This window comes from Blautia sp. MSK17_66 (assembly GCF_020538025.1).
In the GTDB taxonomy this organism is placed as follows: domain Bacteria; phylum Bacillota; class Clostridia; order Lachnospirales; family Lachnospiraceae; genus Blautia_A.
On sequence record NZ_JAJBNQ010000032.1, the window covers coordinates 1 to 22366 of the forward strand.

Here is a 22366-nt window from a genome sequence, read left to right on the forward strand (position 1 = left end):
CTACTTTCTTTTGAAAACAAATACAAGAATCAGGAGATATAAGAAATCAATTTTTGTTGTTATATTTTTTGTGCGGATACGCACAATCCTGCACTTTCATCTCGGTAATTGAATTGCCAAGGATTCCCGCTTATTATCCTAAAACCTCATGTTTTTTGTTGTTTTTCGAGCATTACCGTGCTAAAATATACTCATTCTGTACATTATGCGTATATTCACACTCTAATTTTCAGGAAGGAATCAGATTCAGATGAATAAATCAAGCTTTGGAAATCACTTTACTGTCACGACCTGGGGCGAATCTCACGGCAAAGCTCTTGGAGCTGTCATAGACGGATGCCCAGCCGGTCTTTCTCTTAATGAAGAAGATATCCAGAAATTTCTCGATCGGCGCAAACCCGGCCAGAGTCGTTATACAACTGCCCGCAAGGAAGGGGATCTGGTAGAAATCCTCTCCGGAGTTTTTGAGGGAAAAACCACCGGAACTCCGATCTCGCTCATGGTACGCAACACAGACCAGCGTTCCAGGGATTATGGAAATCTTGCTTACTCCTACCGCCCGGGTCATGCCGACTTTACCTTTGATGCCAAATATGGCTTCCGTGATTACCGTGGAGGCGGCCGTTCCTCTGGGCGTGAAACCATCGGCCGCGTGGCAGCAGGTGCAATCGCATCCAGGATTCTTGAAACTCTTGGCATTTCGTTCTGCACTTACACCAAATCCATCGGTCCTGTAGAGATCACGGATTTTGACGCAGAAGAAATCACGAGAAATGCCTTTTATATGCCGGATGCCAGTGCAGCCTCTGCTGCCGGAGCCTATCTGGAGGAATGCATGAAGAATCAGGACAGTGCCGGCGGTATCATCGAATGCCGGATCAAAAACGTTCCTGCCGGTCTCGGAAATCCTGTTTTTGAGAAGCTCGATGCGGTTCTTGCACAGGCAGTTATGTCCATAGGTGCTGTAAAGGCGGTTGAGATCGGTGATGGTTTTCAGGTTTCCAGGATGAAGGGATCCGAGGACAATGACGGTTTCCACACAGAAAACGGACAGATCACGAAAACCAGCAACCACGCCGGAGGCATTATGGGCGGCATAAGTGATGGAAGCGAGATCGTTCTCCGTGCTGCGGTCAAACCAACCCCTTCCATCAGCCAGCCTCAGAATACTGTAACAAAGGACGGAAGCGAATTATCCCTGGAAATCCACGGCCGCCACGATCCTGTTATCGTGCCAAGAGCCGTTGTGGTCGTTGAATCCATGTGTGCTCTGGCGATCACAGATGCGCTCTTCTCCAATATGACCTCCCGAATGGATTCCATCCAGAAATTTTATCAGAAATAATTTTTTCTCTCAATGAAATAAAACGAAATCCCCTGTCAGCAGTCATACGACAGCCGGCAGGGGATTTCATTTTATTTTTTATTCAAATTCTTCTTGCTCTTCAGACTGATCTCCCTCTGGTGCTACCTCATCCGGTACCGGCCAGATATGAATGGAGTTTGGAGTTTCAATATGATGGGGTTTATCATTCATCACGATGATATTCTTGTCATAATCTACTGTAAATGTTGTAACAGTATTGCTTGCATGGTTTGCAACAGCAATGTGCTTATTGTCCGGGAAAATCACAAGATCCTTCGGATAGTCACCGCTAATCGGAAGAGTGAATTTCTTATCAAGAAGTCCTGTCTCTGTGTCAATCTCATACATGGAAACCGTATTCTCACCTGCGGTTGTGCAGAACAGATGCCTTCCATCCGGTGCAAGTGCAAGACCAGATGCTGCATTATGGAATGCATCCTCATCCTTCTCTTTCGTAAGTGTGCTGATACTCTGAAGCAGTTCGAACTCAGGAGTATGACCACTTCCGTCATAGCTGTAAACCTTAATCTCATTACTCAGCTCGAACAGGATATAGGCGAATCTGCCATCAGCACTGAAACGAATGATCCTTGGGCCGCTCTCTCTCGGACAGCGAAGAATATCAACCAGTTCCAGCTTATGCTGTCTCTTATTGATACGATAGAGTTTAACCTGATCGATTCCGTTATCAACTGCACACAGGTATTTATTGTCCGGTGTAGGACGCACACAGTTTACATGTGGGCGGAAGTTACGCTCTGCAACGCTTCCAAGTCCCTTGTGGTAAACGCCATCCATAATACGTCCAAGGCTTCCGTCGCGGCGTGTATGTACAACTGTCACCTTACCATCATGATATCCTGCCACATACAGATATTTACCATCTACATCTGTAGCAAGGAAGCAGCCTCGCATACCGTCAATGCTGACTCTGTTGATGCGGGTCAGATCTCCGTTCTCATCACGTCTGAACACTGCCACACCTTCGTCTTCAATCGAATACAAAAACTTGCCATTCTTAGAGATTGCTGTATGAGATGCATTGCTGACCTGTACTTCGCTTCGTTCTCTCAGTGTTCCCTTCTCAACATCTACATCATAAACCTGAATACCTTTACTGTTGCCGTGGGTATATGTTCCCACATAGGCTACGTATTTCTTGTTCCCCATGATATTGCCTCCTAAAATCGCGCGTTGTTTTGTTACTGTTTTTCCGTTCGCAGTAACCTGTCTGTCCATGCAGAACTAACACTCTGCATGAACTCAAGTGCCCTTATTATACCACAAAGCATGTATAAGAACAAGTTTCCATTCAGGAGGAAATGTATTTTATCCTATACTTGATGTATTTATTCTTCACTTTTGATGGAATCCTTTGTTTTTTGCGGGGTTCGAGACTTGCATCATAATTGCTTTGTGACTAACCTGTGACTAACGGTAATAATCTACATCGTTCTATATAATGGTGAAACAGATGATACAATATGCTCCCGGCAGTGGGTACCTGCCGGGATTTTTTTCTCAGATAGCAAGCAGGTCTTTCCAGACTGATGCATCACAGATTCCATCCTGCTTCATGTTTCTGGATTTCTTGTAGCTGTTGAGAGCACGAATGGTATTCTCACCCGCCACCCTGTCAAGGCTCAGGATCTGATTGTCAGCTCCCCTGAAATCTCTTGCTACTAAAATCTCCTGTAATAAAAGCACAGATGTTCCCTTGCTTCCCAGTTTTACAATTTTTGGTTCAAACATATATCTGTCTCCTTTCGCGGTTGTTGTAGTTGGCTTGCTTTCGGATGTGTTTGTCAGTTTGCTGAAATCAATTCCTCTTCCTGTAAATCTGAGACGGTGTGTCCATCCATGACTGTACAGGTACCACGGCTGTGTCCGGATCTCGTTTCCGGAGTTATCCTTTGTGTCAGTGGTTCCTTCTGAACTTCTGGCATGGACAATAATGTCCTTACCAACTGCCAGGGCTGTATGATATGTTGTGTTGAGTTCAATATCTCCTCTGATCATCTGTGCATGAGCAGTCTGATTACATGCCACTGCCTCAAATCCAGCATTCAGCATCCGGAGCATATTTCCAGTGTAGCTGCAGTTTCTTTTAAGATAATTTGCCTGATCCGTCAAACCGTTTTTCAAGAATGCGTAATAATACGCTGTCAGTACTAAGCTGGAACAGTCGAAAGATTTTGGATTTGCTGTATTGTACAGGCTTCTCACTGCCTGACTGTAGCCATGACTGTTATCATTGGCAATCCTAACCGCAAAGCTCACCGCATCGTTCCGGACGTTCTGAATGATCTGTTCTTTTGTGAATTTCACTTTATTTTCTCCTTTTGTATCGGTTTTTGTGTTTTCGTCCGTAGTATAATCCTTATAAAATACGTTCATGTCCACATTACCGCTAATCCCCACTACTTTTCCTTTACTGGAATACTGCCAGCCGATCCCTGCAGTCGGCTTAAGGCGTGTCTGCATGGTTCCATTATCATTTGCTGGATATCTGGCAAGCCACAGATCATAGGATTTCAATTTTGCAGTCAGGATATTCTGATACCAGTCTACATTGCAATAGATTCCAACTTTATAACCAGCCTTTTTAATTCTGTTCAAAAAGGTCTCTGCAATTTTTTCGACTGCTGCCTTTCCAAGTTTTTTCTGTTTTTCCCATTCCAAGTCATAAAACACCGGAAGGTCCAGGCCACGTCCGGCGAGAACTGCGAGTGTTTCTTCTGCCTCCTCTAATGCCTGTGCCTCCGTCAGTGCGTAACTGTATTTGTATCCGCCTATAGAGATTGCATTTGTCCTGCATCCTCTATAATTATGTTCGAAACTGGTATCCGGTCCATTCTTCTGATGGATCCGGAGGATTGCAAAGTTAATTCCTGCCTTTTTTACTTTTGCCCAGTCTGGTTTTTCCTGATAACTGGACACATCAATACCTTTTATTTCCATGTTTACCTCCCGCTTTCATAATGAGACAGGGGATGATTGCTCATCCCCAAGTCACTCGTCTTTGTGTGTCTGTTTTATCAGCTGGTTCACGTATGTAGAGAGTCCAGCTACCAGGATTCCCTGCACAATAGCTGTGAAGATTGCCATCACAATATCCTGTGGTGTCCCCAGCGTGGTTGTAGCAAATACATACATTGCACAAATCACGACGCTGATCCCGCCAAGGATAAGCGGGATGTACTTATCTTTTACTGCCTGTGCCTGCTTAAGTGCCATTCCCACAAAATACAGGGCAATGGCTACTACGATGAGTTCTGGTTTTACATAATTTACAATCTGTTCCATAATCATTCTCCTTTTCTTTTAATATGTAGCTCTTCAATTTCCTGCTTCATTTTGGTCACCATGCCGTTTCCGCCTAGTTCGTGATATGCTGCATACATCTCGCAGTAATTCTGATAAGCATATGACGGGATGGTTCCAAGGGCTGTATACTTTGCGTGATACTCTATGAGTTGGACGCGAAGCAGAAGCATCGTTCCTTTGCTGTTAGCGTCTCTGTCTTTTTTCTGATTTTTCAGGAGCCAGACGATGTAGCCTAAGAGTACCGGTAATACAATAGTATATGTCTGGATAAGTATTTCTTTCACTATTCCACTCTTTCTCCGGTTGCGCCGGCGCAATTTTGTATAAAAATAAGAGCCTTACGGCTCTGCTCTGATTTTCTTCATATTTTTCCTCTACAAATCTATTTTTTGGATTAATTGGTACAGGGCATTTCCAAATTCTTCTGGGGATCCGGTATAACCTGCCTTGGCAGCACCAATGTAGATGCTTCCAGCAATATCTACTTTCACACCATTAAAATCTGTTATCATTATCGTTCCAGAATCTGTAATATATAAAGCATTACCGATCAGCTTTTTATCTTTTGCAAGTTTTGCTTCAGTTACCCGGCAGATTTGCAGGAAACTATTGGACGGTTCTTCTCCACGGATTACAATGTTTTCCTCATTAACATCGTAAAGATACATACCTCGGATAGATGTCTTGTAATATTCTCCCGTACTGGTCTGACATCCATTTGCTGTATTTGTGAGGTTTATATAACCGTCTGTTCCTGTTGCTGACTCTGGTATTGTAAAAATATATCCGGGTCTATCATCTCCATAAATAGAGGATTTTATTTTATATGTTTTTGGTATCCATTTGTTGCCTCCTGGAAAATAGATACGAAACGCAACATTCGCACCGCCTGAATTGTTCTCATAAGAATCAAAACCTAACTCATAAGTATGACCCGCTTTGAAAGTGCCATTCTGAAATGTCCAACATAAGCCTGACCAGTTGGCAAAATCATTTGGCTTATCCCAGATAATATCGAAATCATAATCATCAATTTTATCCACAGTATAGCAGATTTTAAGATTGTTATTGTTTGTGGCCGCATCTAGTTTAGGAATTAGATTTGTATACCAGTCTTTTGTAATATCCTCACCATATTTATCCACATCAACCACGTAAAAATTGGCCAAATCAAAGACTTCTCCTGCCGAACCGTTATAACAAATTCGCATTGACCATTTTTCTTCTTCTGTATCTTCTGGAATTGTTATAGTTCTTACATATCCATAAAAATTATCTCCGTAGAAAGATGATTTCTGCGTTGCATTCAGAGATGTTTTAATATTGGTCCAGCCAAAAGCGGCTGGTGCATATGCATTAAATCCCCAACTGACCCAATTCGTAACTTCTTTTACCGTAAAACCAAGTTCCAGAGTATGTCCCTTTTTATTTGTTATATCAACTTCCACATACATATTTATCTGCGTATTATTCAGTCGAGTGAGGCGAATACTATTCGTATCGTAATCTACTGTATTAACTGTCGCGATTCCGTTTTTTGCCGTATCTTCAAGTCTCTTTATAAAATTAGTTGTTGACACAAAATTTGTCAAAATCAATTCCTTACCCCAATCATCAATCATCATGCGGTGATAGATGTTTGCAGTTGATTTATAAGATGTCTGAATTGTGTTTACATCTTTTTCAAGATTATCCAGTCTCTGATCTGTTTCATATGCATATTGAGACAGTTTTTTAAAAGCGTTATTTATTCTGACTCCATCAAAATAAATATAAATCTTTTTCAATGTCTTTTCGCTTACCGTCTCCCCCTGTGTGAGATTATCTCCTCTTACCACTTCTAATGTGTGTCCATTGGCATGAAGGATATAATGACCTTTATTTTTTCTTGTAATATCATATTCTTCCGTTTCCGGAATTAGGATTTTATCAAAAAAATCCGGAAGTTCCCATGTCAACAGTCCGTTTAGATCAATATAGTGGGCACCACTGCACAGTGTGTCGCATACCAGATAAGTTGCCAATCCATAGAATTCTTCATCAGAAAGTTTCTCACCGGTTCCCGTGCCATATAAGTAATCATTTACTACAACTTTCGCTCCAACCTTATCGTACCAGTTCTGATAATAATTCCATACGCCCTCTGTGCCATTTACGTGTCTCCATAATGGCCGTCCATTAGATCCAACCTGTGAGTGACAGCTTTCCAACAGCATATAATCATCTGCCCCGATAGAAGAAGGAATCCCATTTGGATTAGCTGTACTGACGGTATCTGCATACCAATCTTCTGACAACTGATTTGGAAATGCTGCCAGTCCTTTCGAATGCGTGAAGTCAACCAGCTGAATATATTTCTCTCTCAATACAGAGGGGAATCCCTGGTTAACTCGACCTTCTTCTGTTTCCATGCCGGCATCGTCATAAAAACATCCATCTAACGATATACCACCCTCATATAGATCTATATACTTATCTTCGGTATGAGTAATACCATTATCATCCACCCATGTATACGTCTCAATAAACTGTTTTTTACCATTTTTACTGCCACCAACATGTGCAGCGTACTCAAGTAGCTGGAATATTTCCCATTTCGTATGGATTCTGACTGCTCCAGGATGTTTCGCAGCTTCCTCGGCATCCCAGTAACCACCTTTTTCAAGGATATGACTCCAGTTCCCGTCTTTTCTCCATGAGGCAATAGTTATGTAATAAAATATCTTTAATTTCGGATTGAGTTTTCTGGCTTTTGCGATAATGGCAAGTTGACGTTCTTTGTCTGCTTCTGAAAAAGATCCTGCATACAAGCTTCCACCTGCCACTACAATCTCGTTCTGAGCAATTCGTGCTGCTGCCTCATCGTCCGTATTTCCAAATTCATATAGATTGTGATACCACAAACATGCTTTTCCCACCTGTCTGTGTTTTCCTTTTCGGATATCTGTACTCACATTCTTCAGAGCTTCATCCAGTCTGGTTCCATCATCGTCTACCTGGACAGCATGTGCGGCCACAAGCGGGAAGTCCTGTCCGTTTGCCGGAGTAATACCTGAGATCAGTTCTACGGATCCGTTGTATTTTGCCATGTCTTCCCTCCTATGTTACCTTAACTGTTTTCTTTCCTATGCTGCTATTATCTGATCGGTAGACTATATATTCTTCTGTATAACCGCTCAAATTCATGAAACTGAGTGCGCTTACTTTAGCAAAGCCTCCATCGAAACCGCCAACATTAAACACTGGAGCCCCGTATCTGGTCGGAAGAGCGTACCATACATACTGATCTGCTCCACTGTCTATAGTGAATATTTTTGTCCGATTCGCCTGCAGAGATCTGGATAAACTTCGAATAAAAGCACTGTCCAGTTCTGTAGGAATACCGGCCACACCATAATAAATGCCGTTATAAAATGTAATCCCTGTGTTCTTCTGTGCTGAATTATCTCTGTCATCTACAGCCAGGAGTGTAAACGTCTTATTTTCTTTCAATGCCGCATCTTTCAGGATTACTGACTGAACAGAATTCCGACTGCTCATGATCTGCCCATTCAATATCACTGTTTCCGGAGTTTTATTTAATTCCCAGCTCAAAGTAATCTCGTTGATTACACTGCCCAGTTCGGCAATACCAACATTATTGGAAAATGAAAGAATCTCAATGGGAACGTACTGCAGATCTTCCATCTGCTGTGTGATCTGTTTTATCTGATCGCCGACTGTTTTTGCATCTGCTGCCATTCCCGGCTTTGTAAGTGTATCATCCACATCTGGAAATCCCCCGTTGTTTCCTATTGTCCTTGCCAGCTCTTTCAGTGTGGTTCGTTTATTCGCCTTTCCATCCGTATCCAGGAGCATAACTTCATCAGCCTCTGACGGAGTCTGTTTTCTGGTATAATCTTTCCATCGTGCCATCTGTTTTTATACTCCTTTCAATCGTTTCTTGAGTTTCTCAATCTCCAGACGTTGTTTTTTCAGCATGACGAACATTGCCGGGATTACCACACGATAATTCCAGTCCTCGATCTTTCCATCTTTGTTATATACTGCCGCCTCCGGCATATGCTTTTCTACGTCTTCCGCCAGAAACATCGGCATATCTTTTCCATTAAAAGTATCATCTTCAGTAAGATAACCATCTTTGTATTTCGCCCAAACCGGCTGGATATTGTACCACTGCTCCATGCACTGTAAATCTTCCTGAACATCTTTATAACGTTCTGATGATGACGACAGATAAGCCAGTGTTGCTCCGTCGTTTGCAAACACCAGATGTCCGCCTGTAGTGACATGCTTACAGTTCAATATTTTAGGAGGTTTTTGAAATTCTGTCGCATTAACAATCTCAGCTACATCCAATTGATATAGTTCCAATTTATTCAGATTTCCATTCAGAACATCTGATCCACCATCTGATGTATATGTGAAACCCTGCGTATCACCTTCAATTGAAATATCAACGTCACCATACGTATAATCATAATCAAGTATTTTGATGCCATATTCTTTCCGATTTCCTTCTGTAAAATCACTCATATCCCCAATCACAATACCCTTATAGTGGGTATGTTTCTTATCTTCCTGGTATTCTTTGAAATACGCCATCCCGCCTTGTGACATCCTGGCTTTCGGAGTACCGTTTTCATTGTACAGCGTAACGCCCTTTGCATCTGCCGTGACAATTACGTTCCCAGCTCCATCACAAATCTTCTGAATTCCGTTTTCGTTATTTTCTCCCCCCAACAACAACGTCCCTCCTCTTGCAGCATCAAATGAAAAGTACAAATGTCCATCCAGATAACGAATTCCTTTCCACTCACCATTATTAGTCAGAATATTCAAAACCTGTTCCTGAGTCAGGGCTTCTGCATCCAGGACAACTTCTACCGTCTGATAATCTATCACTGTCACCCCATCCAGAGCGTATAAAGTGCAACGTACTGCTGAAATTTCTTTTGGGCTTCCAGAAGACATCATGGACCAGGTTATGGAATTCTCACCGCCTGCCGGACTGTTATAAACTGTCATCCAGGTTTTTCCATCGGAAGTTTCTTCAACCTTGAATCTGCCTTTATATTCCGTTCTTTCAACAGAATCACCCTCTCTGTAAAATCCCGAAAATGTAAGATTCTCCGGGGACATCGTTCCGTCTGCCATTCTTTTTACGATTGCAACCGGGCAGTCCAGATAATACACTCTTCCATCATCACCCTTAATCCTGCTCCACTGATATTTTGCCGGATCTGTACTGTCGTCTTCCAAATAATCTGTATACTGCCCAATATAGAGCTTATCTGAACTGTCAGATACAGAAAATCCTGTTTTTCCATCCGCACTATTTGCATATGCTATATGAAGGTAAGAAGTTTTTCCATCAATTCCGTTTGTACCAGGGATTCCTTTTGCCCCATCCCTCCCTTCAAATTTGCTCCAGGTATATTTCGTTGGGTCAGTACTGTCTTTCTCTGTAAAATCCACATAAGTGCCTATATAAGTGTCCGGTGTCTCCGACATCTGAGAAGCAGAAGTTGGATTTGCAACTGCGCTGTATTTAATGTGAAAATAAGAAGTTCTTCCATCTGCACCGTCTTTCCCGTCCGCTCCATCTTTACCGGGAATACCATCTGTTCCATCTTCACCCTGCAGCCCCTGAAGTCCTCTCTGACCGGCATACAATTTTGCAACTGTGAATTTTCTCGTAAGATTCAGTTTGTTCAGATAAGTTGCCCGGATGCTCACCCAGCCACTGTTCGCTGACAGAGACTTTACCGTATATGTATGTGTAGAGTTATTCCAGGAGCCAGTTATGCTGTCAGATGTAGTTATGGTAAAAGAACAGTCATTTGTAATATCTGTTGAATTATACAATACCGTTACTGTTGTAGTAACTGTTGGAAAAGCGCCTATAATACTTCCATCGTTATACACGGAAATGCTCTGATAATCATTGTCCAGCTGCATAGTCATATTGCGGGAGGATGCAATGGAGTTGTCTATTTCACTGAATTTCTCCTGTAAATTTTTCTTTCCCAGTATAAAACTGTTTGGGTCTATTTCTACCTCTCCCGTATCTGCATTTATCCGGAATGTAACCTTCCCATCATTGTCTTCTGCAGTAAGCCCCCTGGTATTAATCCATTTTGCCTGAATCCCAATCGCATATAAGATATTCAGGACCGCATCACCATTGCTGTCGAATCCGGAAGTCCACTTTCCTGCCGCTGTGGTTGCTTCATCTGTCCCCTGATAATCAGAGGTCACAAAGAAACCGTCAGCTGCAGTCTTATATACGATCTTTGATTCTGCAAGACGCAGTTTGTTGTGCCTGTATGCAATCACGGATCCGTCCGGCTGCACAATCTCTGTATAATAAAATCCCAGTGCATTTGCTGCCAGATCATTCATCTGCTTTAATTTTGTATCATATGCAGATATCTTTTCTTCTACCTTCCCAAGCACCTGTTCCACCTGTGCTCTCATGCCACTGGGATACTCTAATCCTTGTGTTTCCAGGCTCTTTGCTTTGCAGGAGAACTCTGTACCGTCTGCGAAATTAAACTCTATGTCTGTAGCGTAGGATCTGTGCAGATTGCCCCTGCCGTCTTTAAACTGTATGGCATCACCAAAAGTCGCGTAACCTACCAGGATGCTGCTCAGGGAAAATGGAAGAAGTTCGAAGCCCTCCAGAATCTGTCCGATGCGGCTCACGCCCTCTTCCTCATTTCCTGCCAGAAGCTGATTATCACTGATATCAATAACATACCCTTCCGTTCCATACAAATATTCCTCGTCACCGTCTGTATACTTCACGCCGGTCACTATAATCGGATCTACGTCATTTTCTGCATCACCAACTACTGGCAGTTCATGTTCTGCTACAACTTTTTCGTATACAGTAATAATTTCTTCGTCTTCTGTATCCAAGATTGACTGACCACTGACATCCGGCCATGGAATTTCTTCCATCAGAACCACATTGTCTTCCTTGTCAAATGTGACGATTCTCAGCAGATCATTTTCATCTATCCTTGCGTTGCCACCGGCCAGTGCCGCAGTCATGCCAATCACCGCACGACAGGTCGTACCTTCCGGTGCTTTCTGTACCTGAAAGTCAGAATTCTTGAAATCCGCATCCCCCATCACAAGCCCGCACTGCCGGCAGGCATCCCGCAGGACTTCACCTGCAGTACATGGAAAGCTAAGATTCGTTTTATATGTACGGTCTGCTTTGCTCATGTAATCCAATAATGTCAGGTTAATCTCACCGTCAATTGCTGGTTTCCTGCATACGATAAAACTACCTCTTTTAAAGGTTTCCAGGCGATCCGATAACTGCAAATTCATAAAAATCGTAAACACTGCTCCATTAAAGCTGTACTCGTCAAACTGTCCTTTGTCATTAACAAGAGAAAGTGTGGCTGTCTTTTCGATTGCCACTCCGATCGGAAAGTCAGAGCTGTCGGCAGCATCAATAATCACGTTCCCGTCCAGATAGAAGTCTTTCTTTTCCAGTGAAAGTTTTGTCCCGTCTGCCAGAGTCACATTTGCTGTCACATAATAATTATGATTCTTTTTTGATTCTTCTTTTAATTGTTCTGAAACGTTGATCAAATCTTTTCTATCCTCCTTATATTGATGACCAGATCCGTCCAGCTTTCTTCGTTTTCTTCCAGATTCTGGGCTGTCATATTGTAGTTCGACGCATAGAACGTCCGGTCAATCCATTTACCTGGGATTGTAGGATCCTTATGGTGGAAAGTGAATTCTGATTTGTTGATCATTCCGTTCAGGATTACTGCAATTTCCTCCCAGCTCAAAACATCCCAGGTTAGATCGTATCCTCCGATCGTGCCCATCGGACTGTTATGCATGGACAGCTCCTGATCTCTTTTGGAGCTCTTGGTACTTGTAGTTGCAAATACCGGCTTATATGTAGACGGAGCTGCGATTGCAACCCCATCTACCGTAAAACTTTCTTCCTTTTTCAGGCCGGACATCTTACCACTCCTCTCCCAGTTTAAATGGATTCTTTCCTCCATTTCTGCTTCTCTGAAGTTCTCCCTCTTCCAAAATAATATTCAACAATTTTCTTCCGGAAGCTGTCACAGATACATTATAGGTATTTCCATCCTGTTTCTGCGGGCTTTCTTCCCGAACAATCTTTCTCAGAAGTCCCTCCGGAGCTTCGATGTTATTTCCGGTTTTCTGATCACCCAGGACTGCCAGAAATTCAGATCTTGGTGGAATAACAGCTCCACTTGCAAGATACGGAACAGAACTTACTCTCGGCAGATTCATCCAATAATTCCCCCATCTGTGTACTCCTGTCGGACCTACGACATCATAGGAAAATGTAAATGCATGCTCCACACCTGAGATTGCATTATTGATATTTCCTATCGTCCGGTTCACTTCTGAAATCATATTATTGAGTACTCTTGTGATTCCTGTTGTGCCGTTAGCAATCCCCTGTGCCAGTCCGTTTCCCATCCTGGTTCCTGCGTACTCCATAGAAGAAGACAGACTGTTCATTTTTCGATTTATCATTCCAATCATATCTGCTATAATCTGGCTGATTCGTTCACTAGCTTTTTGCCATTTGAATGTCATTGTATTGTACTGGCCGCTAAAATGGGAATTTACTGTTTTCTGCATTTCTCCAAGCTTCAGGTTAGCTGTCTGTTTCATGCGATCCAGATTTTTGGAGACCTCTTCTGCAGAATTTCCCCAATTAGTAACCGTCGCTGTATTTACACCACCAGTAGCATCTTCTGCTGCCTTTTGAACATCTGCGAGATTCGCCTCTGCATCTGTCTTCATCTTACCTGTAGCAGTACTTACTGTTTCCTGTGCCCCGACAATATTTTTGCTTACACTATTTCTCACAGCAACAGTAGCACTTGGGAATTTCTTTTCAAGTGCCTGGTTCAGTTCATCCAGAGGTACACCTGCATCTTTCAGCGAATTGTATACCATATCAAACGCTTCCTGTGCTGTTGCTGCTGAACCACTTGTATTATTAAAGCTGCTCAAGATGCCCTGGTAAGTACCGGCATAATCACTCGAAGTCATGCTCAGATCGTATAAAACATCCCGGACTCCCTTAATTGCATCCTTAACTGTAATAGAAGAGGTATCAATCTTGCCTGTTGTTTCGGAAAATCCAGTTCCAAGAGCTTCCACCTTTGCAGTCATGTCTTCCACGAATTCTGTAGAAACTCCTGCCTGTGATCCGTACTGCTCAAGGATTCCTCTTGCCTTATCTGCAGATACGCCATACTCTGCGAACTTCTGGATCATGTCATCGTACATCTCATTGTTTGCTTTTCCGGCTGATTCGTCTGCCTCTATCAGTTTCCAAAGCTCTTCGGTCTGCTCCTGTGTAATCGCATGTGCATTGCTCATTGCACCCGTATAATCATGAAGATAGCCTCCTGTCTGAGAAAGGATGCCATTTCCACCCTGTGCTGATTCTACCAGTTCTGCGATCTTCTTTGTCAGAGTCACAGTTCCTGCTGTTGCCGCCGCGATCAGGCCAGCAGTACCAACTAACGGAATTATAGAAGATGCAAACGTATTAAACGCTCCTGCTGCACCACCAAGTCCGCTGCTTACAAGATTTGAAAGGCTTCCGGATAAAACAGCAACTGCTTCCGTGCTGATCAGCTTCTTTCCAATCCACGCAACAAGAGAAGCCACAAACGAACTAAGCCCTGTAATCTGTCCGATCTTTATTGCGAGAAATGCTTTCCCCAGAAAAGAAGCTATCTTTCCTGCTGTTCCGCTTTCATCCAGACCATTGAAAATTCCGGCAAATCCACTAATCAGCAGTTTAGCTGCTGTTTTGAGTAAAGTTCCCCATGGCATCTGTCCAAGAAACTCTCCAATTCCTTTGCCCAAGTCATGAAAAGTTTCCGGTGTCAGAGCATCTGTAAGTGCTGTGCACAGATGGGAAAGGAAATCTCCAAATGCTTCTCCATTTTCTTTCCATTTGAAATTCTTTATGAAAGTCGCGATTCCGTTGCCGATATTTTCCGCTACTTCGTCCCAGTCAAAATCTTCTGTGAACTGTGCCAGGCTCTCAAATGCACCATTGATTCCTGCCGTCAGGGAATCTGCGATATCTGAGAAGTCTACCTTGTCAGACATACCATTCAGGGCTTCTGCCACTGCATTTCCAAGTTCCTGCCAGCCTGTAATCCCGGCATCGTTTTTTCTGGCCATATCCTGTACAAAGCCATCAAACATCCGCCATGCGATCATAAATTTGTTTCCGAGAGCATTTCCAAACTCTCTCCAAGGAATCTCATTGATCATTCCTCGTAATCCCTGGGAGATTCCGCTTCCAAGCCTCTCGAAGTTGATGCCTGTGCCTGGATCGGTAAGACGGTTGAACGTCTTGATCAGCGTTGTGATCCCTGCACCGATGGTACGCCCCAAGAGGTCCCAGTCTATATTGTCAGTCAGACTGTTAAAAGTTCCAGTGAATGCATCACAGAACTCTGTGATCTTCGGCCCGACCTTTTTCCAGCTGATTGTATCATAGACGTGTTTCAGTCCCTTGTTAATGCACTGGGCCATAAATTTTCCAAGTCCCTCCCAGTTCTCCTGTTTTATAAGCTTCCGAATTTTATCGGCAATTCCCCGGATGGAATTCTTAATCGGAACCTCTTCAAACATCTGATCCGGTGTCAGGCCTGTATAACCACCGCCGGTTCCATCTGTCGAGGAACTGTCACTGCCATCATCATAATTATTAATCTCATCAACCGGACTCAGATACCCTTCCAGAGCTTTCGCCGCTTTCTTGGCACTGTCCGCCGTCTTGTCAAGGCTTGCTGCATAATCCTGCTGAACAGCCACCGCCTTCGTAAAGGTCTTCTGTCCGGTCAGAGCTCCGAAAAACATTCCAATATAGGTAAATGCCTGAGAAAGCAGGTTGATAAATTTCGTCAGTGCCGGTGCTGCTGCTGTCAGAATTGGATTGAATGCAGTCGCAAGGGCATTTTTCAGCTGTGTAAGAGCCGACATCAACATAGAAATGCTATTGTTAGTTGTACCACTGTACTGCGCGAGATTTTTAAATCCATCGACCACTGCACTTCGCAGCTTATTCATCAGCACATAGAAACTGCGGATTCCAATTGTGTATTTCAGCAATGTCCGTATCGCCTTGGTCATTGTGCCAAGTGATGAGGTGCTCTTGTTTGCCGACTTATGGATGCTGAAGATACCTGAAGATATCTTCCTGATGCCGCCTGCAACGGAACTTGCCGACAGTTTCAGGAGCTTCATACTCAGCTTCTCCACTGTACGGATCAGGCTCTTCATACTAGATTTAAGCTGTTTCATACCGTTTTGTGCCAGTTTCGGCGAAAGCTTTTCCAATGCATTCTGCAGTTTCTGTAATGCAGGTGCCTTGTTTCCGATTTCATCGACAACGCCTCCGCATTCACGCACTTTTTCCTTTACGGATGCAAAAGACGTTACCAGACGATTATTCATATCATCTAACCGCATTTCTTCCGTTGTGAGCCTGGACGCTGTATTCCGGTACTCAGAAAGACCTTCCGGGGCAACATAAGCTGTACCGGATTTTCTCATTTCCTTCTGTTTTCCTTCGAGGCTTTCTATTGTTTCAAGCATTTTCTGGAGTTCTTTTTCTTTCTCCCTGAAACCGCCTGAATCATCTGAAAATCCAAGCTTACTCCACTCTCTCAATTCACTTTCGAGTTTCGCGGTTTTTTCGTAAGTATTGTCAATCTCTTTACCGAGACGTTTATACTCATCTGTTTCTACTTTCTGCCTGGAAATGTCCTTTAACTTCTGTTTTAAAGAATCTACTTTCTTCTCCTGCTGCACATATTGATTATTCAATTTTGAAATTGAGTCCACCTGCTTCTGGATAGCAATCCTGGTTTTTTCACTGGCGTTTCCAACAGTAGATGCCATGCGTTTCGCAGAAGCTTCAATATCCTTTACTCCAACTTCGATGCCTTTTTCATTTACTGCTGTATCAATTGTTATTGTTCCATCTGCCACGCAACCACCTCGCTACTTCTTGATTCCAAACAGTTCATTCAGAGCTGCCTCTTCCTCAGCTGACCGTTTCCTCACTGTCTGTTTCAGATCAATCAATTTCTTATTGTTTCGGTAGAATTCCATCTCCCATTTTTCCAGTTTCTTTCCTTTGGCTTTCTTCTGGCGAATATAGAGCACCTGGCTGAACAGCCCGTCCGCAATCTCCATATAAGCTCCAAGAAACGTCCACCAGTGCATGTATTCCAGAGAACGGATGTCTTTTCCGATATTTTTATTGACTGCAGGTGCAATGATGGGTGAATCCTGCTCCCAATCCATTAACTGAACTTTGCTTTTACCTTCGCCGGTAATTCCGCAGTCAATGAATTCTTTCCCTTTTTCAAGGGCTTCATTTAAATATTCAATTGGAATTTCTTCTGGATCCCAGTACAGGATTTCAAGCATCACCTGCGACTTTTCCTGATCTGACAGTTCCGGATCTGCCATTGCCTTTAAAATATCCAGGATCACCCTGAAATCTGTCCGGATGTCATATTCTTCGCCGCCTAACTCAATAGTTTCTGGAAGTCTCCACTGATCATCCATGACGGCGTTTCTTTTTCGTGTATCTTCTTCCGGAAGAATGGTACTTCGCTGTGTATTTGTTTACGCGGCTTTTTGCTTTCTCCAGACGTACATCAAATTCTTTACTGATGACGCTGCATACCGTATCAAGACACGTTTCGCAGAACAAAGAACCATCCGGCATCGGTGAAAATGGTCCCATGATACTGAAGAATGTGTTTCCTGTGTCTGCATCTGTCAGATAATCCAGCTGTTCAATTACTTTCTGCTGGCATTCTACAATGTCATCCTCATCCTGAAGCTTAAACTCATTAAAGAATTTTCTGACATCCTCGTATCTGGCAAGGATGTTGGTATCTGCCGGGCGGAAACAAAACTCTGCCAGTTTCTTTCCCTGCCGATTCTTAATCTCATAAGTTTTACTACCATCCTCGATGATAATCTCATTTGTTTTTTCTTCTAATGAAGCCATTCTATTCCTCCTTGCATTTTGCTATAAAAAACACGGGATGCCATATCCGGCATCCCTATAATCTTTTGCTTCTTACACTGAATCAATAGAACCTTCTGTAAATACCGGAGCATCTGTTTTCAGCGATTCAGAAGTAACATATCCTTCGATTCTTGTCCCGTCTTCCAGTACATTGAACGGAAAATTCACTCCTTCTGTACCTCCACCATAAGACTGTGGTTTTACCATGACCTCCTGAACATATGCAAGATGTTTGGCAGCACTTGTATCTTCCACGATAACCTCCAGCATCAGGGTCTTGCATTTATCGCCCTTCAGCCGTTTCATTGCAATCTCCCTGAGCTTCGGATAAATCTTCTTTGATGGATCTGCATAGTATGGATCCGCGCTCATCGATGGATCATATCCCTTGTCATTCACCTTGGACTTCCCAAGAATATTTCTTTTCTGTTCAGTATCCGGATTCAGTTCCATGGACATCTCCTCGATGTCATCCCCCAGGACTTCCCATGTTGCTGTTTTCACTTCTCCCTTGAAGCTATAATCCAGATAGTGACGTAACGCTTCTCTTTCTAATTTCATGCTTTCGTCTTCCTTTCTGTGTAGATAACCCTTGCCTGTATCATATAACGTGCCAGCCCCTGTTCGTAATTTACCCCCGACAGGTTCGGCATGTTCTGAAGATTTTCCATTTTTTCCACCGTACAGTTTCCGCCCATATCCGGATATTCTTTCTTTTCATTCTGTTCATCCATCCAGTCCATGAATGCCTGTGCAAAATTCATGGCTTCCAGATTAAGATCATCCTGCTCAGATGAATACGGTTTTACGATGATAATAGAAAATCCATATTCTTTCTGTACATCTCCAGTGATGTACTTCTTTCTGACTTTGTCAGAATAATTTGTGATCAGAGAGATGCTGTCCGGTGCTTCCGGAGAAAAGTTGAAATTCAGCAGAGTCCCCGCCAGTTCTTCCACTTTTGGTTCAAAGTACGCTTTTACTGCCTCATGTTTTGTCATTACGTTTTTCCTTTCAGATGATTCTCATAGGCTCTTGCAAGATCACCTTTTCTCGCAGTCATCATTGCCTTGTCCCAGTGATCTGTTGCCAGAGGATGCCGGAAATCACTGTACTGCAGTCTTTTTCCAGTCGGAGTCTTGTGTGGCGGGGAATAGAAACCAACAATTTCTCCTCCATCCATGATAGGATAGTTTGGTCCATACAGTTCACCTTCCCACTGGTAATGGGCATATGGGCTATTATACGTAATATGTCCACAGTCATCATCTGCAGTAATGGATATATTCTGTGCAAGTACCAGATTATCTGCCGGCACGTACGGATCCATAAATTCTGCTGCCTGATTCGCCAAGAACAACATATTATCCCGCCCGTCAACCTTTTCTTTTGCAATCTCCCGGGGGGATTTCTTCCAGTCAAATTTTATCTTCATGCCTTATCCTCCCAGGCGGTAATGCTTCGCAACAGGAAACTTCGTATTATCTGCAGATGCAGTCACTTTAAAAGCGTTCGGCTTATAACGGTTCAAAATCTGAGCGGCAGTCTGTCCGGAAACTCCTGTGATTTCTTCTGTGCATTCACCGTAAATCACGATATCTCCCTGTGACATGGTAAAATGCCCTTCCGGATTTTTGGCATATTCTGCATATGGAAGATACCTTTCGTCGTCCGGGATCCTGACAACATAAGTATTCTGTACACTTGCCTGTGTTCCGCTAAAGCTGGTCTTTACCTCAGATTTCCAGAAACAATTATAGATCACGGTTCTTTGCCAGTGCTCCCTTTTGTCTTCGCTGTCTGCTGCCTGGAGACGATTATATAAAGTGATCGTGTGGATGTAATTCTGATTCATGATCACACTCCCCGATATAAGAGTCCTGTATTTCCAAGATGCCGATGAATGATTTCTCTGATCTTCTTTGCCTTGCCTCCTTCTGTAAAAGTAGACTGTGACAGATCAAAGGTTCCGGATTCTCCATCATTAGAATATGACTGCAGTACACCACCCTGTGCTATGACCTGCTGTGTACTCTTATCTGCCTGATATAAAAGTTCTGTGAGTTCACATGCACAATCTTTCACCTCATCACTCAAAAGCCCCGTATCGGCGTTCAGGCGGCCGAATGTGTACTGATTCAGTACCCTCTCTGTCTGCTTTTCCCAGAACAAAAAATCATCTTCCGGGACAGTTAGTTCCCTGCCCAGAAGATATTTTGATTCGTAATATCCGTAATTCACATACATCAGGTTTCACCTCTTTTGTCATTCTCCTGCTTTCAGGACAGCGAACGGACATCTCTTTGTTTTATCTTTCTGAATACTGTTGATCGGATTCGGGATTTCCCATCCAAGTCTCATAACAGCTCTAAGAGCCACCATATCATTCTGCATCAGGTTATATGCAATAGAGCCGTCTGTGTTCTGAACAACCCCTTCCGTAAACAGTTTAAAGGTGATATCCTGACGAATAGAATAAACAAGCTGAGAAAAGTCACCGGAAATCATAAGTGCCTTACTTTTATCAAAGGAGCCATTGTTCGGGAAATTCATTGGACTTCCATCCAGTGAATACGTGGTACCGCTCTGCATATCGCTCTTGAACAGCGGATCACCGTTGGCATTCTTCAGGCCTCTCAGCTTAGCTCTCATAGAAATATCTGCCATGTGGCCATTCACAAAATAACCGCTGTTCTCGATCAGTGCAATGGAACCTTCCTCGCCCATGATCTTGTCATACAAGTTATCTCCTGCTCCCAGCGTAACCACAGACTTAGCTGTGTTCGCAGTAGTCACAACGTCATCTCTCCATGATGCCGGTTTATCGTCACCAAACAGAATCGCTCCATCAATCTTCTTTCCGAATGCTTCAATGATCCTCGGCTTGGTTTCTGCCCAGATATCATATTCCGAATCATCCAGAACCGCTTCTGGAATTGGAACGATAACAGCGATCTCTTCTGCAATAATAAATTTCTTATCCCATGCCATCTTGGTTGTCTTTTTCTGACCACTATCGCCATTGACGAAGTATGCGATCGGAAGCATATCAAGTACTGGCATCTTATACTGTTTTGAAGTCATATTTGGCAGTTTGCGTCCTCTCTGAAGCACTGCCGACTGTGTGATAATTCCCTGAATAATTTCATTAGACTCCTGAACCGGGATCAGGGATTCTGCACCGGTACGGTCAATAATATTCACATCATTCTCAAAAATGTGTAAATTCATCACGTATTTGTTTTTCATATCTGAATTTTCCTCCATCATCTTCTGGCGGCTGCACGGATCCGATCATTAATGTTCATGTTTACACTTCCGCCGGTATCCTGATTATCAGATCCGGTAGAAGTAGATACCCTGTAAGTACCAGCTCCTGTATATTTCGGATTCTCTTTCAGGAACTTTTCAGCTGCTTTCGTAAAATCAGTCTTATCATCAACCAGTTTACTTACTTTAAACATTACATAATCCAGATCATCTGCTTTTACGCCTTTACCTGTAAGAATCTTTTCGTTCTTCAGCTCCTGCAGCTCTTTCTGTGCCGCATCGCGTTCTCTTGTGATTGTGTCCACATCTGGCTGCTGGGCTTTCTGCTTTTCCTTAAAATCTGCAATAGCAGTTGTGATCTGTTCTTCGCTTAAGCCCTGCTGCCTGTAAAAACTCGCAAGTGCCGCTCTTGATGCTTTTTCTGCTCTGTTATTGGCAATCTCTTCTGCCTGTTCAAATGTATACCCGGCATTTCCACTCTGGCTGCCGTTACCATTCCCACTATTTCCATTCTGACCGGCCGTGTTTCCTTCTCCACCGTTACCGCCTTCTTCGAAAATGTGTAAATTCATAAACTTGTTTTTCATCTTTACCTCCATCACCTTGTCAGGTCCCACAGCTTTTACTGCCTTCATGTTTTGGGCATAATAAAACCGCCTGCAATCCCAGACGGTTAAATAAACTCTATGCAGTTGTATTCCTGGTTAATGGCAGTAAGCCCAAGAAACCAGGAATCTATCAGGAGCTGACCTTTATCGTCCAACTGCTCCCATTCAATTATTGTCTTTCCTGAAGCTGTCTCTGCTCTGATTCTGTTATCTGTCAGTTCTTCCAGAGAATTGATCAGATTACAGGTCAGTGCTGAAATAGCAGAACATACGATATCCTGTCCATTCACTGATCTGTCTGCGTGACCGTTCATTTGAATTCCTCTGGATGAAATTCTTACCTGTATCATCATTACCTCCCTGTTGCGCCGGCGCAACTGATTAAAAATGGGTGTAAAAATACCACCTGCCATTTCTGACGGTGGTATTAATTAATATTTATTCTTGCCTTGCAGTAATTACACTGAAATCCCGGTGATGTCTTGCAATCTCCTTTTGTCTCAAAATATCCTCTTTTACAATGGTGGCAAAGTACTTTTTCTCCATTTCTTAGCCGCTTTATCACTTCATTCATTTCGTATGGATTCATAATTTTACATACCCTCCACATTTTCAAGCTGATCAACAATATCCTCCAGAGCTTTTCCCGCAAAGAAAGGAGTTTTCAATTCTGTCTCGTGATTCTCTTACAGTCAT

At 43.1% G+C, this 22366-nt stretch carries 20 protein-coding genes; 1 reads left to right on the plus strand and 19 read right to left on the minus strand.

Annotated elements, in window-relative coordinates; all coding sequences use genetic code 11:
- The first annotated feature begins 250 nt into the window (after nucleotides 1-250).
- The gene (gene aroC / locus LIR34_RS15235) at nucleotides 251-1345 is read left to right on the plus strand and encodes a chorismate synthase (protein ID WP_161284484.1); all 1095 of its coding nucleotides are present in this window, start codon (nucleotides 251-253) and stop codon (nucleotides 1343-1345) included.
- A gap of 78 nt (nucleotides 1346-1423) precedes the next feature.
- Here the strand turns inward: aroC and LIR34_RS15240 are convergent, their stop codons facing one another.
- From LIR34_RS15240 to LIR34_RS15330, 19 genes are all read right to left on the minus strand, one after another.
- Nucleotides 1424-2536, minus strand: coding sequence for a lactonase family protein (locus LIR34_RS15240; protein WP_161284483.1), 1113 nt, complete (start codon nucleotides 2534-2536; stop codon nucleotides 1424-1426).
- 351 nt (nucleotides 2537-2887) lie between these two features.
- Entirely contained in the window at nucleotides 2888-4327 is a 1440-nt protein-coding gene (locus LIR34_RS15245) for a GH25 family lysozyme (protein ID WP_173903139.1), read from the minus strand.
- 51 nt (nucleotides 4328-4378) lie between these two features.
- Nucleotides 4379-4672, minus strand: a complete 294-nt coding sequence (locus LIR34_RS15250; RefSeq protein ID WP_173903140.1) for a phage holin family protein — start codon at nucleotides 4670-4672, stop codon at nucleotides 4379-4381.
- Between the two features lie 2 nt (nucleotides 4673-4674).
- On the minus strand, nucleotides 4675-4977 hold the full coding sequence (locus LIR34_RS15255; RefSeq protein ID WP_173903141.1) for a hypothetical protein: 303 nt from the start codon (nucleotides 4975-4977) through the stop codon (nucleotides 4675-4677).
- A gap of 90 nt (nucleotides 4978-5067) precedes the next feature.
- Nucleotides 5068-7782 carry a hypothetical protein gene (locus LIR34_RS15260; protein WP_173903142.1) on the minus strand — a complete coding sequence of 905 codons (2715 nt, stop codon included), beginning with the start codon at nucleotides 7780-7782 and terminating at the stop codon, nucleotides 5068-5070.
- 10 nt (nucleotides 7783-7792) lie between these two features.
- Nucleotides 7793-8608: a hypothetical protein gene (locus LIR34_RS15265; RefSeq protein WP_173903143.1), complete on the minus strand. Its 816-nt coding sequence runs from the start codon at nucleotides 8606-8608 to the stop codon at nucleotides 7793-7795.
- 6 nt (nucleotides 8609-8614) lie between these two features.
- Nucleotides 8615-12304, minus strand: coding sequence for a collagen-like protein (locus LIR34_RS15270; RefSeq protein WP_173903144.1), 3690 nt, complete (start codon nucleotides 12302-12304; stop codon nucleotides 8615-8617).
- Nucleotides 12301-12732, minus strand: a complete 432-nt coding sequence (locus LIR34_RS15275; protein ID WP_173903145.1) for a hypothetical protein — start codon at nucleotides 12730-12732, stop codon at nucleotides 12301-12303. The genes LIR34_RS15270 and LIR34_RS15275 overlap by 4 nt, the downstream gene beginning before the upstream one ends.
- The gene (locus tag LIR34_RS15280) at nucleotides 12692-16735 is read right to left on the minus strand and encodes a hypothetical protein (RefSeq protein WP_173903146.1); all 4044 of its coding nucleotides are present in this window, start codon (nucleotides 16733-16735) and stop codon (nucleotides 12692-12694) included. The genes LIR34_RS15275 and LIR34_RS15280 overlap by 41 nt, the downstream gene beginning before the upstream one ends.
- A gap of 12 nt (nucleotides 16736-16747) precedes the next feature.
- The gene (locus LIR34_RS15285) at nucleotides 16748-17320 is read right to left on the minus strand and encodes a Gp15 family bacteriophage protein (protein WP_173903147.1); all 573 of its coding nucleotides are present in this window, start codon (nucleotides 17318-17320) and stop codon (nucleotides 16748-16750) included.
- Nucleotides 17313-17771, minus strand: coding sequence for a hypothetical protein (locus LIR34_RS15290; protein WP_173903148.1), 459 nt, complete (start codon nucleotides 17769-17771; stop codon nucleotides 17313-17315). The genes LIR34_RS15285 and LIR34_RS15290 overlap by 8 nt, the downstream gene beginning before the upstream one ends.
- A gap of 72 nt (nucleotides 17772-17843) precedes the next feature.
- A complete protein-coding gene (locus LIR34_RS15295) occupies nucleotides 17844-18353 on the minus strand; it encodes a hypothetical protein (RefSeq protein ID WP_173903149.1) in 510 nt (169 codons plus the stop codon).
- On the minus strand, nucleotides 18350-18793 hold the full coding sequence (locus tag LIR34_RS15300) for a hypothetical protein (RefSeq protein ID WP_173903150.1): 444 nt from the start codon (nucleotides 18791-18793) through the stop codon (nucleotides 18350-18352). Before LIR34_RS15300 ends, LIR34_RS15295 begins: the two co-directional genes overlap by 4 nt.
- A complete protein-coding gene (locus LIR34_RS15305) occupies nucleotides 18793-19227 on the minus strand; it encodes a minor capsid protein (protein WP_173903151.1) in 435 nt (144 codons plus the stop codon). The genes LIR34_RS15300 and LIR34_RS15305 overlap by 1 nt, the downstream gene beginning before the upstream one ends.
- Nucleotides 19228-19230: 3 nt before the next feature.
- Nucleotides 19231-19647: a DUF6751 family protein gene (locus LIR34_RS15310; RefSeq protein WP_173903152.1), complete on the minus strand. Its 417-nt coding sequence runs from the start codon at nucleotides 19645-19647 to the stop codon at nucleotides 19231-19233.
- A 2-nt stretch (nucleotides 19648-19649) separates the two neighbouring features.
- Nucleotides 19650-20033 (minus strand): hypothetical protein, encoded by a 384-nt coding sequence (locus LIR34_RS15315; RefSeq protein ID WP_173903153.1) that lies wholly within the window; start codon nucleotides 20031-20033, stop codon nucleotides 19650-19652.
- A 24-nt stretch (nucleotides 20034-20057) separates the two neighbouring features.
- The gene (locus tag LIR34_RS15320; RefSeq protein WP_173903154.1) at nucleotides 20058-21041 is read right to left on the minus strand and encodes a phage major capsid protein; all 984 of its coding nucleotides are present in this window, start codon (nucleotides 21039-21041) and stop codon (nucleotides 20058-20060) included.
- Between the two features lie 17 nt (nucleotides 21042-21058).
- Complete coding sequence (locus tag LIR34_RS15325; protein WP_244092340.1) at nucleotides 21059-21634, minus strand: hypothetical protein; 576 nt, start codon at nucleotides 21632-21634, stop codon at nucleotides 21059-21061.
- A 101-nt stretch (nucleotides 21635-21735) separates the two neighbouring features.
- Nucleotides 21736-22023, minus strand: coding sequence for a ribosomal-processing cysteine protease Prp (locus LIR34_RS15330; RefSeq protein WP_244092341.1), 288 nt, complete (start codon nucleotides 22021-22023; stop codon nucleotides 21736-21738).
- Nucleotides 22024-22366: the final 343 nt, after the last annotated feature.